Genomic DNA, 17,914 nt, shown 5'->3' with positions numbered 1-17,914 from the left:
AAAGCAACGACGGGGACGCTTAGGTGAGCGAAATCGAGAGAGTGATTCGCCCTTGGGGCTGGTACGAAGATTTAGGCAGTGGCCAGGGTTACAAGCTCAAAAGATTGCTGATACGGCAAGGACAACGCTTGAGCCTTCAACGCCATCAACACCGAAGCGAAAACTGGACGGTGGCAAAGGGAAGTGGGGAGCTGTTTTGCCAAGGCCAATGGTCGAATGTTTTAGCCGGAGACACCCTGCACATCCCCAAAGGAGCCATCCACCGTGCTTCGGGTGGAGATGGAGACCTAGTGATCATTGAGGTCCAGCACGGATCGATCCTTGAAGAAAGCGATATCGAACGCTTGGAGGATGACTTCGGCAGAGTGTTAAGATAAATTTTCAACCTTTAATCGAAAGGTAAGCAATACAGCGCGGCTCATGCCGATTGGACGTTGCAAGCCTGATTTAAAGGATTAATCAGGCAATTGCCTTTCAAGAATGACCAATACACCAGCTCAGGACGCAGGGTCCTGTTCAGTGGATCTCAGCATGTCTGAGATTTCCGACGCCACCGCATCGGAAACCTCCGAAGCGGTCTTTACAACGGTGATTGAGAGCGTAGAAGAGCCCAAAGCCCCCTCTGGATTTGCGGAGTTTGGCTTCAGTGAGGCACTCCTCAAAACACTTGCTGACAAGGGATATAAAGAACCCTCACCCATCCAAAAGGCGGCCATCCCAGAGCTCATGCTCGGACGCGATCTGGTAGGCCAAGCTCAAACCGGAACCGGAAAAACAGCCGCCTTCGCCCTCCCTTTGCTGGAACGATTGCAAGGCGACAGCCCACTCCCAAGCGTGCTTGTGCTGGCGCCGACCCGCGAACTAGCGATGCAAGTAGCGGAAGCATTCAAGGCCTATTCCGCTGGGCATCCCCACCTCAATGTGCTGGCGATCTATGGAGGGTCCGATTTCCGCTCCCAAATCAACGCTTTGAGACGTGGTGTTGACGTTGTCGTGGGAACGCCTGGTCGCGTCATGGATCACATGCGACAAGGAACCCTGAATACAAGCGGATTGCGCAGCCTTGTCCTCGACGAGGCCGATGAAATGCTTCGGATGGGCTTCATCGACGATGTGGAATGGATCCTCGAGCAACTACCCGAAGAGCGTCAGGTCGTGCTGTTTTCAGCGACGATGCCCAACGAAATACGCAGGCTTTCGAAGCGCTACTTGCGTGAACCTGCAGAGATCACGATCAAAACGAAGGACAAAGAAGCACGTCGGATCCGCCATCGCTGCATCACCATGCAGAACTCGCACAAGCTCGAGGCACTCAACCGTGTGCTTGAAGCGGTGACGGGCGAAGGGGTGATTATTTTTGCCCGAACCAAGGCAATCACACTCACGGTTGCGGAATCCCTAGAAGCCGCCGGTCACGACGTGGCAGTTCTCAACGGAGATGTGCCCCAAAACCAACGGGAACGCACCGTGGAACGTCTTCGCAAAGGAACCGTCAACATTCTGGTGGCCACCGATGTTGCAGCTCGCGGTCTCGATGTTGACCGCATCGGTCTCGTCATCAACTACGACATGCCGTTCGATAGTGAGGCCTACGTCCATCGCATCGGTCGTACAGGCCGCGCTGGACGCAGCGGCGATGCCATCCTGTTCATCACACCCAGGGAGCGCAGGTTCGTTGGCAATCTCGAACGCGCTGTGGGACAGGCCATTGAGCCGATGGACATCCCTAGCAATGCTGAAATCAACCAGAGTCGTCTTGACCGTCTTCGCACCCGCCTGAGCATTGAAGCCACCAGCGAAGACAAGCCCGAGGAAGAAACTGCCCTACTCCAGGAGCTCATCCAAAGAGTGGCCCAAGAGCTTGAGGTAGAGCCAGGTCAACTCACTTTGGCCGCCATGAGGTTGGCCGTTGGCGAAGGCCCCCTATTGGTACAAGGCGATGAAAGCTGGCTGAAAGCTCCACTGCGCAACGACCGCCGAGATGATCGACGCGGGGATCGAGGCAACGACCGCGGCAGGCGACCAGAGCGAGCATCACGCCCGCCAGAAGATGACATGGAACGCTTCAGGGTTGAAGTCGGTCATCGCGATCGCGTCAAACCCGGCAATCTCGTTGGAGCCATTGCCAACGAATCAGGATTAGAAGGACGAATGATTGGTCGCATTCAGATCTTTGAAACGCACAGCCTTGTCGACCTTCCCAAAGGAATGCCAGAAAACGTTTTTAATTCTCTTCGTCGTCTCAAAGTGATGAACCGAGAGCTCCAAATCCGCCAGGATTCCTAACTCTTGAATCTGCTTTTCCGCCTTTCGATCAGCCTCTGCATCTCACCCATGCTGATCACAACCGCTGGATCACTAGCGCAAGCAGCAGATGATTCGGAAGAAATCAAAAGGCTTTGCATGGCTGGCTTCAATGCGGCCATGTCTCAAGCCAGACAAACACCTCCAGAAGGCATGGGTGATTTCACCTGTTCATGCTTTGCAAGAGAGCTGAAGGGCATTGCATATATTTTGCAAGCTCAAACTATCTGTAAAGACTTGGCTGCTGAAAAGTACGGACCTTTTCTGAAAACACAGTAAAAGCCTCACCTCGAGGTAGTCCGTTCACGACCGTTGTCACTGCTTCGATCAATAAAGCTTTGAATAGGGAAAAATGGTGAGGATCTCCTGACCATGCAACAGAACATCGAAAAAAATAAAACTTTTCGATTTTCTCTTCAAAAGTTGAGATGTGGCTCCAGGTAAGCCTGTAGCGTGGTGAAGCATCAGCTTCATGTTCGGCTCTGATCGGCTCGCTCCCCCAAGCTTCAGCTCTCCAGCTTCAGCATCAAGGACTTTCCTTTTCGGACCAAAACTTCTCTGATCAAATGTCCAACGGTCCCCTCAGGAAATGACCATCTACATCGGCAATCTGTCTTTCCAGGCAGAACAAGAAGATCTTCTCGATCTATTCGGTCAATACGGAGAGGTGAAGAGCGCAAGTCTTCCTCTCGATCGAGAAACAGGGCGCAAGCGCGGCTTTGGCTTCGTTGAAATGGCCACAGACGAAGATGAGCAAAAGGCCATCGACGATCTCCAGAACGTCGAGTGGATGGGCCGCATGATCCGTGTCAACAAAGCAACACCACGTGAGCGCACTGGCGGCGGCGGCGGCGGTGGCCGCGGTGGTTACGGCGGCGGCGGCGGCGGTTACGGCGGCGGCGGCGGCAATGGCGGTGGTGGCGGTGGTTACGGCGGCGGCAACCGCTGGTGATCGCAGCTGAGGAGACAGCTCATCGAGCCGTCTCCTCATGTTGAAGCACGTCATCCAGGGCGAATCGGCGATCGATCAATTGTTGGATGCGATCCACGGGGCTTCACGCCTCAACAGACACAGCAAGTGTTGTATTCCGAATTTCATCACGATGCTTCCGTGCCAAGAAGCGATGAAAACGATTGAAAGCTCTTGAGCGCGTCATTCAGCCTCCTCAATCTCTATTTCTGCTCGACACCGTTTCAGCAGTTTTGAGGCAGGTGGGCAACACAACGCTTGAATAAACTCACTTGCCATTGGTCATGGCTGAACAAACTCTGCCTAGACGCATTAAGCCTGCCCTCCCACGGCTTTTGAGCCATCTCAAGCCGTACAGAACACGGGTATGGATGGCGGTGAGTTGCTCGATCATCAATAAAATCTTTGATCTACTTCCGCCGGTTCTGATTGGTCTTGCCGTTGATGTTGTTGTTCAACAGGATTCATCGTGGCTGGCAGCCTTGGGTGCCACAACGGTGCCAAGCCAACTCATCGTACTTGCAGTGTTGTCCTTCCTGGTCTGGACCGCAGAATCACTCTTTGAATATCTCTACGGCGTTTTATGGCGCAATCTGGCACAAACAACGCAGCATAGTTTGCGATTAGAAGCCTACGACCATCTCCAAAAACTTGAGATGGATTTCTTCGAGCGAGACAGCACTGGGCGCTTACTCACCGTTCTTGGTGATGATATCCATCAGCTTGAACGATTTCTTGAACGAGGTGCGAACGAAATCCTGCAATTAGTGACCACCGTTCTGCTTGTTGGTGGCGCCATGACACTCATGGCACCTGGAGTAGCACTCTTTGCCTTTCTACCGATCCCAATCATCCTTCTGGGATCACTCCATTTTCAACGTCGCCTCGCTCCGCGATATCGCGACGTCCGCCAAAGGGCTGGAGATTTAGCCTCCCGACTGTCTAACAATCTAGGTGGAATGCTCACCATCAAAAGCTTCGCAACTGAAGCATGGGAACTCGAGCAACTTCGTACTGCTAGTGATGCCTACCGGCAGTGTAATCGTCAGGCAATTCGCATCTCTGCCGCCTTCATCCCCCTGATTCGCTTTGCAATCTTATTTGCCTTTTTAGCGATTCTTCTCATCGGAGGGATCCAAGCCTGGCAAGGGCTCATCGCCGTCGGGACCTACAGCTTCTTGGTCTTTATCACGCAGCGACTGCTCTGGCCACTCACCACATTGGGACGAACCTTGGATGATTACCAACGTTCGATGGCATCCACCCAGCGTGTTCTCGACCTCATCGATACACCGATTCAGATCGCCAGCGGAAACACTCGCCTCAACCCCAGTACTATCAAAGGAGAGATAATCTATGAACAAGTTTGCTTTTCCTATAGAGATCGCGAGCCACTTCTCAACAACTTCAACCTAAGAATTAGAGCAGGCCAAACGATTGGGATTGTTGGTGCTACGGGTTCAGGGAAAAGCTCACTGGTCAAATTACTGCTGAGACTCTATCCGCTCAGTAGCGGAAGAATTGTTCTTGACCAACACCCGATTACATCGCTCCACCTACAAGATCTTCGTCGTTGTATTGCACTCGTAAGTCAAGATGTCTACCTCTTCCACGGAAGCATCGCCGAAAATATTGCCTATGGCTCGCCAGAAGCAACCAGGTCGTCTCTTGTTTGGGCAGCAGAACAAGCTGAAGCCCTGGCTTTTATTCAAGATCTACCTCAAGGGTTTGACACGGTTGTAGGTGAACGTGGTCAGCGTTTGTCGGGGGGTCAACGCCAGAGAATCGCCCTGGCAAGAGCCATTTTGAAAAATGTACCCGTGTTGATCCTCGATGAAGCAACAGCCGCGGTTGACAATGAAACAGAGGCGGCGATTCAACGTTCACTGATGCGAATCACGGCGAATCGAACCACACTGGTGATTGCGCATCGACTCAGCACCGTGCGGCATGCCGATCAGATCATTGTGATGGATGCAGGTCGCATTGTGGAACAGGGCACCCATGATCAACTTCTGCACCAAACAGGCCCTTACACAGACCTCTGGAGGGTTCAAGCTGGCTTACTCAGTAACGAGGCGTTGAGCCTTTAGCCCCAAAACTTTTTATTCAAGACTTCACCGATGGCTGCTTCGCTGTCTCACCTGATGCATCACCCACTGGGCATTTTTGCTCAGCTGGTTGCAATCAGCGTCTTGGTACCCCCCTTAACAAGACGGTTAAGGCTTCCTGATCTCGTCGGACTGTTAGCCGCTGGCGTACTGGTAGGGCCCCATGTATTTCATTGGATCGACGCTAAAAGTGAAACAATCACCCTTCTCTCCGATATCGGAGCCATCTATCTACTATTCACTGTTGGCCTGGAAATCGACCTCGAGGAGTTCAACAGGGTCAAAAGTCGCTCCGTGACCTTTGGGGCTCTGATCTTTGTACTGGGAGTGGGAACGGGGTTCGGCATCGGTCAGATCTTTGGCTTCCCCTTAGTCCCCAGCCTCCTCTTGGGAGCCCTGATGGCAACCCATACTCCGCTCGGGTATCCGATCGTGAGGAGTTACGGAGCACAGCGCGACGAATCCGTGATCGTGAGCGTAGGAAGCACGATTTTCACCGACATTGCAGCCTTGTTGTTGCTCGCTGTAGCCCTAGGGCTGGGCAAAGGAAACCTCACACCGAGCAGCTTTACTGCACTGCTGATCAGCATCGGCTTGTTTGCGTGTGTCGTCGTGTGGGGCATTCGGATGATTGGGCGGCATCTATGGATGCGCAATGTCATCGATGAAAACCGAGTGTTTCTGGCGGTCCTACTCACCTTATTTGTGGCTTCACTTGGTGCTGAATTAGCAGGAGTTGAAAAAATCGTAGGCGCCTTTCTGGCTGGGCTAGCAGTGAATTCCGTTCTTCCAGAAGGCAAGGTCAAAGAGCAAGTGATCTTTGTGGGGGGAGCCTTATTCATCCCCATCTTCTTCATTCATTTAGGACTGCTGCTCGATCTAGGCAGCCTCGCCGACAGCATCAGCAACATTGAGTTCACAGCCCTAATGCTCACTGGAGCCTTGGGATGCAAAGCACTTGCAGCAGTCATTGCTGGTCGCTGGTTCCGCTACAGCCCCAATCAAATGCTGCTGATGTGGTCACTCGCCATGCCCAAGGTGGCCGCCACGCTTGCCACCGCGTTCATTGGTTTCCAAGCCGGCCTTCTCGACAACACAGTTCTCAACAGCGTTCTAGCCGTGATGGTCGTCACAGCGACGCTCGGTCCAACCCTCACCACACGCTCGGTCGTCGCCCTGATGGAACCGAATGAGCGCTCCAGCTACGGCACAACAACGCTCGATGCAAATCAGGACGTCCCCGGGGAGGTGGTACGCCGCCCCCTAAAAGTGTTGGTTCCAGTTGCCAATCCAGACACAGAGTTGAGCCTGTTGAAGCTGGCCGCTCGACTCTCCCAGGGAGAAGGCGAGCACAACGGACAACTCTTGCCGCTTGCGCTGGTGAGTCCAAGCCTCGAAGAAGCTCGCGGTGGCTTAAATCGAGCCTTGTCTGCCGCGAGAGCGAGGCTGCGTCAGGCCGCAACCAACGGAGAGAGACTCACCGCAACCACGCGTTGTCTCCTGCGCGTGGATGATGACATCGCTGCGGGCATGAGCAGAAGCGCTTTAGAAGAAGGCGCTGATCTTCTGTTGATTGGAGCAGGACGCCCTGACCCGCTACGCAAATGGCTCCTGGGCGACCTCGTCGACGGGGTCTGCAGAACCGCCCATTGCCCAGTTGTGGTAGCCAATCTTGGACGACGAGAGCTGAAGGATGTGAACCGAATCCTCGTTCCAATCAAAGATCTATCAGCCAGTGCACGCGAACAATTTGAACTCGCCCTACGGCTCCTCTCAACCGCACCAGACCCAACATCCACCACCATCAGCCTTCTGCACATCCATGACCCACGCTTCAACCGACACGAACGATCCTGGATGGAACACCAACTGATGAGTTGGTGTCCACGCAATATCGACAGCCATCAAATTCAAATCAAACTGCTTCAGGGACCTGGTATCGATTCCAAAATTCACTGGTTCAGCAAAAACCAAGATCTCGTGATTCTGCGATCACAACGTCGCCGAGTTGCTGGACTCCCCATTCCAGCCAGTGATCGCACAAGCAATTTGGTTCATCAGTTGAGCTGCCCAGCCTTGATGATCAGCGATCCACTCCACTAATCATGGTTGTCCCTACACAAACTTCAACACAATCCAACGGTTGCAGCAACAGACCTAAGATTTGCGTATGAACGGTCAACAGAGTCCGAACAAAAAATCCCTGCTCACAGCAGCAGTGCTAGGACTTTTTGGTGGATTGCTGCTATCGATACCTCTCAGTCGATCTCTCATTCCATCAACAGAACTCCCCAAACCGGCTTCAATCAATAATCCACTTGAAAGCTGGGCGAGCTTTGGCAACGAAAATATAGTCATTCTCGGCATGGATGCTGGAGGAGGGAATACAGACACGATGTTCGTACTCAGCGTTGAGAATGGCGAGACTTCGATTATTCAAATCCCAAGAGATAGTTATATTGAATCACGTAGCTTTGGTCCAATGAAGGCCAACGCACTCCATGCCATAGGCGGCCCAGATGCCGTTAAATCAGAACTTACACGCCTCATGGGACGACCGATTGATCACCATATTCTGGTGAATCTTGAAGGAATCCGCACCATTAGTGATTTACTTGGTGGTCTCGAAGTGGATGTACCAAAACGGCTCTACTACCGAGACAAAAGCCAAGGATTACTGATCGACCTTCAGCCAGGACGCCAGGTTCTCAAGGGACGTGACCTTGAAGGCTTTTTGCGCTGGCGCCACGATGGAGAGGGTGACTTTGGACGACTTGACCGACAACAACTTGTATTAAAAAGCCTGTTCAATAAACTCATACAACCTCAGAATCTCATACGCCTACCAGCCTTGATTAGCGCAGCTGGACGTAATCTTGACACAGATCTTGGACCTTTAGATTTTGGCAAGTTGATCACCGCAATGGGAACAACGGAACTCCAAACCAATCAACTCAGCGCTCGACCTTTTTATAAAAATGGAGTGAGCTATCTTGATACACAATGGCCCACCAATGATTCATCAATAGACGAAGATACAAGCAGATCCAACAGCGAGGATCTCAGACTGAAGCGCTGATCGCGTCTAACAATGAACATTACAAAGATAGACAGCAATCTGACGAAGCAAAGTCTGAGACTTGGCCTGAGCATTTTTATCACATGCGCCATTGCACAACACTTTGATCGAATTAGCTTTGTTTTTTATCCGCTCTTAGCTGTAATTTTAGTCGTCGACGATCAAGATGAGAACACACTTCAAGCCGCCAGAGGAAGGATTCTCGGAACAGTCAGTGGCGGCCTTGTTGTTTTCTTAGTCCACACAATGCTTTCAGGCTGGATCGGCATTTTCATCAGCCTCTTAATTACTGTCCCCTTACTTCGTCTCCTTGGCTGGGGCAGCGGCTTGTCGACAGCCGTTGTAATTACGGTGATCTTTTTAAGCGTTCACGGTTATACAAAGTTAAACTGGTATTATATTTTAAACAGAAGCATCGATACTCTGGTTGGAATCTTAGTAGCCATTGTAATCAGCCGCTTACTTTGGCCCAAAAATCGATTGATGCGAATGGAAGAGCTTCATCAAAAATTACTTCATTCACTAAGTACTCGTATGCATCAACATAGCCAGTCGCTCCAAGGACTTACGTCTTCACCACCACCATTACAGCCCGGCTCGATCACGAAAGATCTCTTAGAAATTCAACGCCTCATTAATATTGAAGAACAGCTTGGCGCGAAACACATGAAACAATTGTCGCGGCTACGCTGGCAACAACGGATGAGCCTATGGCGCAGCCTACATGCTCAATGGATTTTGATGGAAAGACTTCTTGACGCTCTAGCCTTAAAACATCAGCCCTTGCAATTACCTGAACTTACTGATCAGTTAGACATTAGCAATGACTTGGGATGGAAACGATTGCAAATAGATTCAAACAGTCGACTTAGCCTCTCCCAGCGTATTCTTTTAGAGGAAGAAGGCACTCGATTCCTTCGAATCGTTAGAAGTCAGAAAAAACTTGATTTTGCCATCAAGCAAAACTCATTTGAATGATAAAAAATAGCCGTCAACCCCTCAGCAAGCCTTGGTTTACTAGACAAGAATTACGCCTTGTTCTTATTACCGGATTAAGTGCTGGATTCGGTCTCCTGAGTTCAATTCCATATGGCTTTTATTTGCCACTTACGACAGCAGCCGTTCTGTCAAGTACCTACGGCAATTCCATGAAGCTGGGCATTCAGCGGCTGATGGGATCGCTAATGGGCGTGATTATTTTGATCATATTTACAAAATGCCTAGATCTCCCTCTCCCATTAGGGCTTGGATTAGCTTTAGCTTCAACACGACTTTTGGGAGGAATTCTCGGCCTGCAAGTGGGGTACAAAGTTGCAGGCACGATCATCGTTATGGGATGGCTTGTTCATGAACAGGTTGAAACCATCTGGGGCCCCATTCGTCTTTTCTGGACTGGGCTTGGCATTGTCATTTCACTACTGGCGTGTCAATGGATTTGGCCGAGTCAAACGATTCCTCAATTACACCAACAATGGGCATCATTGCTAGATGCCCTCGGAGTGGAGCTACAAGATGAAGGAGATGCCCTCAGACAAAACAATCCTTCCTCAAGTCCACCGAGAAAACAACAAGCAAAACGCATTTCACTGATCACACAACTCAACGCAGCAAGACAACAGCAGGTTCTTGCACAATTAGAACTGGGAGTTAATCCCGAACAACATCCACTACATGACATTTGGAGCAGAATCGATCTTTTAGCCTCACAAATAATGACCTCTCTTGAGTCTATCAGAAGCTTACCAGCACCCTTTATTAGATCAGAGAAAGTCAAACGACTTCACAACGAGGAAGCAGACTTATTTGATATTCTGAGCGCTCAATTGCTATCCATCAGCGCTGAGCTCAAAAACCCAAAAACAATTAACAATCAACAATTCAATCCTCGGGAGATGATCGCAATCAAGGATCTTTCTCGAGGCTTCAGCCAATGGCTTGAACAAACAACAGAAGGCACAATTTCTGCTGACGACAAGCATTTAAATAAACAGCAGCTGAGACAAATAATCTTAAGAATGACCCTAATTGACTACATTCGATCAGCAATTATCGAAGCAATATCCACCCACTCCAAGTCAGCAATCACAAACCATCTATTACTGAGGGATTGAGCTCTTCAAATCACCCAGCATGCTTGAAACTTATTCAAGGCTTGCGGAAACTTCAACCAATCAAGTCCGTCTAAGTATAAGAAGCTGTTTGCGGTCAATTGTTGCAGCACTATTCAGCTTACAAGACAGTCTCATGGTCACCATCCAGTTTGATAGCTAGCGATCAAATTCATCAGAGTTTTGCATTGGACACCTTTCATCATTGACCAGAGTGCGTAAACATACCCAAAAGTCGTTTTAGAAGTCGTCATCCGAAGAACGTGTTGAAACCATCCCGCTGTGATCTGGTCCTCTCCCGTTCCGTATGCGCGCTCGGATTGATTTGCAACAGCTTCGCTCCCGTAGCAGCTCAGACCAACGTTGCACCACTGGATGAAGGCGGCACTACAGAGCAACTTGAGAAAAGTTGGGAGCGCCTTAATACCCAGGTCGATGCCATTGACACATTGACTGGTCCAGCACCAGCGATTGAGAGCAGTGACGATCTCAGAGCACTAGAGATCCCCACACTGCTGATTGATATCAATGCCGCACCTTCCGGTGAACTCACAGATCAAGACACTCAGCCAGACCCTCTTCTTCGCCTTCCTTCTTCAGCTGACACTGCATCGCGAACTCTTTCTCTCTCTCTTGAAGATGCTGTCACGATCGCCTTCCGCAACAACCCATCCCTGGGCGCTCAGCGAGATTTAATCCAGGCTCAAGCCGCCACCATTGCATCCGAATCGAGCCGGTACTGGCCAACGATCAGCGTTTTTGCCAATGTCGATGGATTTCAAAGCGGAACAACCACTTACAACCCCTATGGAAACAACACTTTCGGGTTTGGAGAACTCTTTAATTCAAAAGGGCAAACTCCCAATTTTGCTCTCACCAATGATGGAAACGAAATCAGTGGCTCCAGCGCTGGACCCTTCTACATCCCACAAGGAGGTGGGCTAGGGGCGGTTGCGAATGGAGTTTCGGCAGATGCTGGGCTTCAGCTTGATTACAACATTATTGATTTTGCTCGAACTCCCAGGGTTCAAGCAGCGCAAGCCCGACTCACCCAACAAGAAAATCTCTATGCCGATCGGTTAAGAGCCATTCAGCTTGAAGTGAGCGAGGCCTATTACAACCTTCAACGTGCTGAGCAACTTGTGCGGATACGCGATGCGATCGTTCGCACTGATCTGGTCGTATTGGAAGACACTCTTGACCTAAAACAAGCTGGTCTTGTTCCGAGGGTGGATCTGCTCAGACGAAGCAGCCTTCTCGCTGCAGACGAAGAAAGCTTGATCCAAGCGATGGCTGATCGTGCCGTAGCCCGTCGTGAACTTTGGACCATTCTCAATCTCTCCAGTGAGATCATCCCCAGTGCAAGCGACCCCATCAGCCTCCAACCACGTTGGCCCCTGAATTTAGAAAGAACGGTGTTGGCGGCTTACGACGACAATCCAGAACTCACTGCGATTCTCGCAACACAACAAGCACTCATGCGCCGCCAAGATGAAGCGGCGGCTGAGCTGCTACCAAGGCTCAGCCTGTTTGCAGCAGCCGGTGGCCTGGGATCCGTGGAACGCACGTCAAATCTTGCCCTGATCGGGGGTGGATGCTGCGGAGGTACTTTTCTTCCCCTCGAGCAGGTCAGCGGATACGAATGGTCGGTAGGGCTGGCCTTCAAATGGATGATCTTTGATGCCGGTGGCACATCAAACAGAGTGAAGGCCTTGAAACTTCAAGAGCAAGCAACCGCAGAGCAATATGCGAACACCCGCAACGCGATTCGCTTACGACTGGAGCGAGCTTTTTTAAACCACGAAGCTAGTTTGGCAAAATTAGTGTCGGCCAGACGTGCTGTTGGCGCCAGCAAAGAGGCCTTCCGAGACACACAACTGCGCTACCAAACCGGACTAAGCGACGAAATCAACCTTTCCATCACCCAGGAACAACTCGTTAACTCCTTAGTAAGACGATTATTCGCCACTGTGAATGTCAATGTCACCTATGCACGCATGCTGCGTGAACTCTTGCCCATGCCTAAAAATCCGAACGATCCAGTCTTAACCGAATTATCTCTTAGTTTCCCTAAAAAACAGCCTTAATTAGTCAGCCCTTGAAGACCACCAGCGCTCAATTCGATATCCAAAGACCACTAAAAAGACAACGAACCAAAACCACAATTCAGGCGGATTAGCATTTAACAGAATGATCAACAAAACCAATTCGGAGATTAACCAAGGAATCTCTTGCTTAAGCAATGGACGTATTGACATCGTGGAAAATAAATCAGGGAAGAGTGTCAGGTTGACGCAGGAAAGGGAGGTCAAAGACGCGATCAATCCTCAATGTGCGATAACCGCCTGTGATCGATCGAAGCCCGGGCAAGACATAGGTGATCGGTGAGCGCCATTCCACATACGCAAAGGTATCGACGGTCAAACCATCGCGGATCGGAAAGACGCCACTGCCATTGGAAAGCGTCCAGAGAAAACCATCATCAGACCTTGATCGACGCTGCAAACTGATCTCAGCCCGCATCACTGGACCATCTCCGGCCAAGTCTTCAGCAAGCTGTGCATTGCCTGTTGTGGTGGCGATATCTTCCTGGGTTGCAGGCAAAGTCAGCACATTTTTCACCTTCCCTTCAATTCCACCAAACCGGCCCCTTTGGTTCCAGCGCGGGACCACCTCAACAGGCAACCCAAGCGGTAGTCGTCGCGCATCAGCAGGTCGGAAGTAGGCGACAGCGATCAGATCAGGGCCGTTACCTCGTGCCACCTCCCCCCTTCCAATCGTGCCAAGACGATCACCCATTTTGATGGTTTGACCCGGAATCACTTGAAGATCCAGCACACTGCCATCGCGCTGAGCTGTAATCGTGCCATCAAAGGCCAATTTCGCCTCGCTGACGCGAATCTTGCGCTTCAGATCATCAATCACAAAGGTCCGATCAAGCTGCTCAGACTCAACATCAAGTTTGATTTGCTGGAATCTTGTGAGGACCTGTTTGCCCTGAATCTTGAGATCATCCAAGGCAACGCTGGTACTGGTCAGTCCTTGTTCTGCGGACACCACTTCACTGGATAGCGGAGCCACCACCGCACGTCGCGACAACCATTCAAGATTTCGAAGCTTCCCCGAAAACGTGCTTTGCAATTCACCCAGCCTTCGCTCGTCATCTTTGAGCTTGGCGAGAGTGGTATCGAGAGCCTGTCGTGCAGTCTCGATGCGCAATGCATCACGCTGATTTAACTCGATATTTTGTTTTTGAAGCTGTTTTAAATTACCTTTTTCTTGCTCTAGTTCACGTTCAAGCTCAGGCAAATACAGCGTCATGAGCACCTGCTGTTTCTCAACGCGATCACCTACACGCACATCAACATCGAGAACTTGACCAGCAGACCTGGCATTCAAAACGCCAGCATTATCGGGATAGATCAGAACACCTTTACCTTCAACTTGAGTAGGAACTGGCCAAAACAAAAGCCAAGCCGTGAATAATCCCCCCATTCCTGCCAAACAAGCACCAACCTGTCGATGGTCATCAAGACCATCCCAACGCGTTTTTAACTGTTTGAAGGATGTCAAAGACACAGGGAATGTCGCTGTTGCAGGTAAATCATGAACACCATGGATAAGGACAAATCTGCGAACATCAATCGTCTGTCATCAATGTTCGAGATTCGACCATCTCAATAGTTAAAGCTTTTATCAGATCAACAACGTAAACGAAGTAATCACAGATTCAAATAAGTCTTTAACGCGAGGCCAACGGCTTTCATTCGTGCTGGTGGCAAGGGTATACAAGCGGCCGCGATCCACAACAACGGTGGCCAACTCATGGCGATCACGATCCTGAAGATGCACGCTGTACTCCAGGTCATAGAACGTATGACCTGAGGCCTCCCGTTCTCGCGCCTCAAGCAGCTCGGCATTGCGTCCGCTGCCATCGGGGGCGATGACATCACGGCGCAACCGTTCCCCAACGGCAACAGCACTGCCCAGGGTCTGTAAATCGTTATCGCCGTCTACATCCGAAACCACAAGGCTCACCGTTTCATCACTGTTAATCAGATCGTGAAACACCACGGTGGGACCTCCCGTCACCGCCACCCTCGTCCAACCGGTGGGATAGAGAAAGGCATATCTGCCGTCAGGGCTCTGGAACGAATTAAGACCAGCTCCAGCACCGCTGCAGGCGGTAAGCAATACAACACAGACAACGCTGAAGAGCGATCGGAGCGGAACTTGCAACGGTAAGCGCATCGAATCGTTCATGAATCCGTCCCATTCTGCCCGGAGATCTCCCTGCCTAGATTCCAGAGACTTGCAAAAGAATTCTGAGCGGCTTCACCCGACCGCTAGCACGGTTGATCGACCAGTTCGAACGCCTTCCTGGCATTGGTCCACGGACTGCACAACGGCTGGCTCTCCATTTGCTTCGCCAACCAGAAGAGCAGATCCACAGTTTTGCTGATGCTCTCTTGGCGGCAAGGAGTCAGGTCGGCCAATGCCAAACCTGTTTCCATCTCAGTGCCGAACCCACCTGTGAGATTTGCAGGAATCCAGAGCGCTCGATCGGATTGCTATGCGTTGTAGCGGATTCAAGGGATCTACTGGCCCTCGAACGAACCAGGGAATATGCCGGCAGGTACCACGTTTTGGGAGGCCTGATCTCTCCGATGGACGGCATCGGCCCCGAAATGCTGCAGATCAGCAGCCTCGTCAACAGGGTCGCAGCAGACGAGATCAAAGAAGTCATCCTTGCGCTCACCCCCAGCGTGGAGGGTGATACCACCAGCCTCTACCTGGCTCGCCTGCTCAAACCATTTACGGAAGTCAGCCGAATCGCCTACGGCCTTCCGGTTGGAAGCGAGCTCGAATATGCCGACGACGTCACCTTGAGTCGGGCTCTTGAAGGTCGTCGAGCAGTTGAATGAAACCCCCAGGATCGCGGTCATGACAAGGAACATGAGCCGTTACAGCGGTATCCACCCCCATGAACGCTTACCGGAATGGTTGAGACGACCGATCGGTAATGCCTCAGCGATCGAACAGGTGCAAACGCTGGTCAAACAGAATGGGCTCAACACGATTTGCGAGGAGGGCCGCTGCCCGAATCGGGGGGAGTGTTACGCAGCTGGCACCGCAACGTTTTTACTCGGGGGCTCGATCTGCACCCGTAGCTGTGCCTTCTGCCAAGTGGATAAAGGACATGCACCCGAAGCCGTGAACCCTGAAGAAGGGGAGCGGGTGGCAGAAGCCGTGCTGGGCATGGGACTGCGCTACGTGGTCCTTACAGCCGTCGCCCGCGATGACCTTGAGGACCATGGGGCCAGCTTGTTCACGAACGCGATGGCGGCGATCCGGGCACGCAATCCTTTGATCGCCATCGAGGTGCTCACCCCAGACTTCTGGGGCGGTGTGGCGGATCAAGCCAAAGCCCTCCAAGCTCAACGAAAGCGTTTAAGCAGCGTTCTGAAGGCACAGCCCGTTTGTTTCAACCACAATCTTGAAACGGTGAAGCGACTGCAAGGAGAAGTCCGCCGTGGGGCGACTTACACCCGCTCGCTTGGGCTGCTTGCCGCGGCCAGAGATCTTGCCCCATCGATACCCACCAAAAGCGGCCTGATGCTTGGCCTTGGTGAGAACAAGGATGAAGTGGTCAACACTTTGAAAGACCTACGCAGTGTCGATTGTCAGCGCATCACCCTCGGCCAATACCTCAGGCCCTCCTTGGCCCATATCCCGGTCGCGCGTTATTGGCACCCCACGGAATTCGAGGAGCTTGGTGCCATCGCGACCGACCTTGGGTTTTCGCAAGTGCGCAGTGGCCCTTTGGTGCGCAGCAGTTATCACGCAGCAGGAGACTGAGCCGTCCAGCGCTGCGCAGCTCGTTGCAGCACCTCGGCACAATCAGCCGTCATCAGCGCACCAGCACCACCCCAAACCATCCGCAGAGGCAAGTCCCAAACAGCTGCCTCCACCTCATGCACCGTCGTGAAGCCACGCTGTTGGAAGTAACGCACCAAGCGCCGGTGCTGGCCCTCTGCATCGCGAATGGCCAACAACCTGGCCCTCAGGCAAGGAGTGGATTCCAGAGCCCATGCCATGGTGGCGGCCCAGATCAGATCTCCCGTCCCAGCAGGGGCTTGAGGACGAACTCGCATTGTGTCGAGCTGCAGTCCGGTGGTGGCGCCATAGGCCCAGGCTTTCATCTCGCCCTGGAGCTGCAAGCGATCAGCGGGCAGCTGTTCAGCCACCACCAAGCGCAAGCTCCACAGCCCAAGGGGGCGACCAACTTTGAGGCGAAGGAGCAAACCACGTTCTCGTGCCTGCGCTTCTAAGTCATTGAGCATCAGCAGGCGGGCAGAGAAGAGAAAGGACTCACCTCGACCACCGAGGCAATGGGAAGTGGGCCATACAGGTGAGGGAAAAGCACGCCTGTGTGGATGGCATCTGCTCTCAGAGGGGCAGACACAAGCTTTGGATTGATTCTGAGCGTGAGGACTGAACCAGCATCGGCATAAAACCGGTCAAACGTGTCTTGCAGCTGCTCTTGCCACGACAAATGAATGAATCCCACCTCCTCGAGGGACAAGCCACGCGTTGAAACGCGATAGTCGCCTCGCTGAACGGCAGCCTGCCAATCGGATTCCAAGGCGAGATGAAACAGCGGTTGATCCATGGGAATCGCAATGGCATCAGCAGGAAAAATCGGTTGCATTCCACCTGGCAACCAGGGATCGGCACGTTGCATCAACCGTTCCATCATCGGGTCATCGAGAAAGCGCATGAGCCACTCCCTCAACGGGGCCAGGTGAGGATCATCATCAAATCCACCCACATCCGCGAGACGCCACTGCCGAACAAACGGCCATAGGGCCGCATCCGCCAAAGCCAACCGATCAGCCAGCAACCAGCCGTTTTGACTGATGCGTTCGCTCCAGCTGCGCAGGATCACAAGACCGGCCTGGCGATGATCCTCCTTTAAAGCTCCGGGATAGCGATCGGTGTACTTGAAACGATCGAGATGATGCTTAAAAGGACCATCATTTTCTTCAATCAACAAAGCCGAGTCTTCCGCCTCCAACGCGCCACGGGGGTCAGCCTGCTGCAAAGCCCAGTGCATGATCGCCAAACTCTCATCAATGACGCTGCCATCCGGAAGGACCAGAACCGGAACCGTGCCCTTAGCAGAGACCTCCAACATCGCGGCAGGTTTGGCTTTGAGTTCAATCTCACGCCACTGAACCATCAAACCTGCCTGAAGCAGGGCCCAGCGAGCTCGCATCGCATAGGGACAACGGCGAAAGCTGTAAAGAATGGGCAGCAAGCGGGGCCTGAAAGCAAGTCA

Annotated in this window: 16 protein-coding genes; 12 read left to right on the top strand and 4 right to left on the bottom strand. The window is 52.0% G+C overall.

Going from position 1 to position 17,914, the window contains the following annotated elements:
* The first annotated feature begins 23 nt into the window (after positions 1-23).
* From SIC18_RS08110 to SIC18_RS08065, 10 genes are all read left to right on the top strand, one after another.
* A complete protein-coding gene (locus SIC18_RS08110) occupies positions 24-377 on the top strand; it encodes a phosphomannose isomerase type II C-terminal cupin domain (protein WP_413429264.1) in 354 nt (117 codons plus the stop codon).
* Between the two features lie 103 nt (positions 378-480).
* Positions 481-2,286: a DEAD/DEAH box helicase gene (locus SIC18_RS08105; protein ID WP_048346274.1), complete on the top strand. Its 1,806-nt coding sequence runs from the start codon at positions 481-483 to the stop codon at positions 2,284-2,286.
* A gap of 48 nt (positions 2,287-2,334) precedes the next feature.
* Positions 2,335-2,583, top strand: a complete 249-nt coding sequence (locus SIC18_RS08100; protein WP_048346273.1) for a hypothetical protein — start codon at positions 2,335-2,337, stop codon at positions 2,581-2,583.
* A 310-nt stretch (positions 2,584-2,893) separates the two neighbouring features.
* Positions 2,894-3,256 (top strand): RNA recognition motif domain-containing protein, encoded by a 363-nt coding sequence (locus tag SIC18_RS08095; protein WP_413429263.1) that lies wholly within the window; start codon positions 2,894-2,896, stop codon positions 3,254-3,256.
* Between the two features lie 302 nt (positions 3,257-3,558).
* On the top strand, positions 3,559-5,367 hold the full coding sequence (locus SIC18_RS08090; RefSeq protein WP_048346271.1) for an ABC transporter ATP-binding protein: 1,809 nt from the start codon (positions 3,559-3,561) through the stop codon (positions 5,365-5,367).
* A 30-nt stretch (positions 5,368-5,397) separates the two neighbouring features.
* Positions 5,398-7,488 carry a cation:proton antiporter gene (locus tag SIC18_RS08085; protein ID WP_048346270.1) on the top strand — a complete coding sequence of 697 codons (2,091 nt, stop codon included), beginning with the start codon at positions 5,398-5,400 and terminating at the stop codon, positions 7,486-7,488.
* Between the two features lie 67 nt (positions 7,489-7,555).
* Positions 7,556-8,464 carry an LCP family protein gene (locus SIC18_RS08080; protein WP_048346269.1) on the top strand — a complete coding sequence of 303 codons (909 nt, stop codon included), beginning with the start codon at positions 7,556-7,558 and terminating at the stop codon, positions 8,462-8,464.
* 12 nt (positions 8,465-8,476) lie between these two features.
* On the top strand, positions 8,477-9,442 hold the full coding sequence (locus SIC18_RS08075; protein ID WP_048346268.1) for an FUSC family protein: 966 nt from the start codon (positions 8,477-8,479) through the stop codon (positions 9,440-9,442).
* Positions 9,439-10,575: an FUSC family protein gene (locus tag SIC18_RS08070; RefSeq protein WP_048346267.1), complete on the top strand. Its 1,137-nt coding sequence runs from the start codon at positions 9,439-9,441 to the stop codon at positions 10,573-10,575. Before SIC18_RS08075 ends, SIC18_RS08070 begins: the two co-directional genes overlap by 4 nt.
* Positions 10,576-10,835: 260 nt before the next feature.
* A complete protein-coding gene (locus SIC18_RS08065) occupies positions 10,836-12,659 on the top strand; it encodes a TolC family protein (RefSeq protein WP_250395505.1) in 1,824 nt (607 codons plus the stop codon).
* 184 nt (positions 12,660-12,843) lie between these two features.
* Here the strand turns inward: SIC18_RS08065 and SIC18_RS08060 are convergent, their stop codons facing one another.
* Positions 12,844-14,151, bottom strand: coding sequence for an NHLP bacteriocin system secretion protein (locus tag SIC18_RS08060; protein WP_413429262.1), 1,308 nt, complete (start codon positions 14,149-14,151; stop codon positions 12,844-12,846).
* Positions 14,152-14,268: 117 nt separating this feature from the next.
* Positions 14,269-14,823, bottom strand: a complete 555-nt coding sequence (psbP, locus tag SIC18_RS08055) for a photosystem II reaction center PsbP (protein WP_048346264.1) — start codon at positions 14,821-14,823, stop codon at positions 14,269-14,271.
* A gap of 104 nt (positions 14,824-14,927) precedes the next feature.
* Here psbP and recR point away from each other — a divergent pair, with 104 nt between their 5' ends.
* Together recR and lipA are read left to right on the top strand one after the other, a co-directional pair.
* Positions 14,928-15,497 carry a recombination mediator RecR gene (gene recR / locus SIC18_RS08050; RefSeq protein WP_048346263.1) on the top strand — a complete coding sequence of 190 codons (570 nt, stop codon included), beginning with the start codon at positions 14,928-14,930 and terminating at the stop codon, positions 15,495-15,497.
* Positions 15,498-15,528: 31 nt separating this feature from the next.
* Positions 15,529-16,431: a lipoyl synthase gene (lipA, locus tag SIC18_RS08045; RefSeq protein ID WP_048346262.1), complete on the top strand. Its 903-nt coding sequence runs from the start codon at positions 15,529-15,531 to the stop codon at positions 16,429-16,431.
* Here the strand turns inward: lipA and SIC18_RS08040 are convergent.
* Both SIC18_RS08040 and SIC18_RS08035 read right to left on the bottom strand, forming a co-directional pair.
* A complete protein-coding gene (locus SIC18_RS08040; RefSeq protein WP_048346261.1) occupies positions 16,413-16,916 on the bottom strand; it encodes a hypothetical protein in 504 nt (167 codons plus the stop codon). The genes lipA and SIC18_RS08040 overlap by 19 nt on opposite strands.
* Positions 16,916-17,893 (bottom strand): DUF952 domain-containing protein, encoded by a 978-nt coding sequence (locus SIC18_RS08035; protein WP_048346260.1) that lies wholly within the window; start codon positions 17,891-17,893, stop codon positions 16,916-16,918. Before SIC18_RS08035 ends, SIC18_RS08040 begins: the two co-directional genes overlap by 1 nt.
* Between the last annotated feature and the right edge of the window lie 21 nt (positions 17,894-17,914).

Origin of the sequence: Synechococcus sp. Cu2B8-bc1011, assembly GCF_047302735.1 — a bacterium.
Classification (GTDB): Bacteria; Cyanobacteriota; Cyanobacteriia; order PCC-6307; family Cyanobiaceae; genus Synechococcus_C.
The sequence above is the reverse complement of the archived record's forward strand: the minus strand, read 5'-3'. Positions and strand labels throughout refer to the sequence as shown.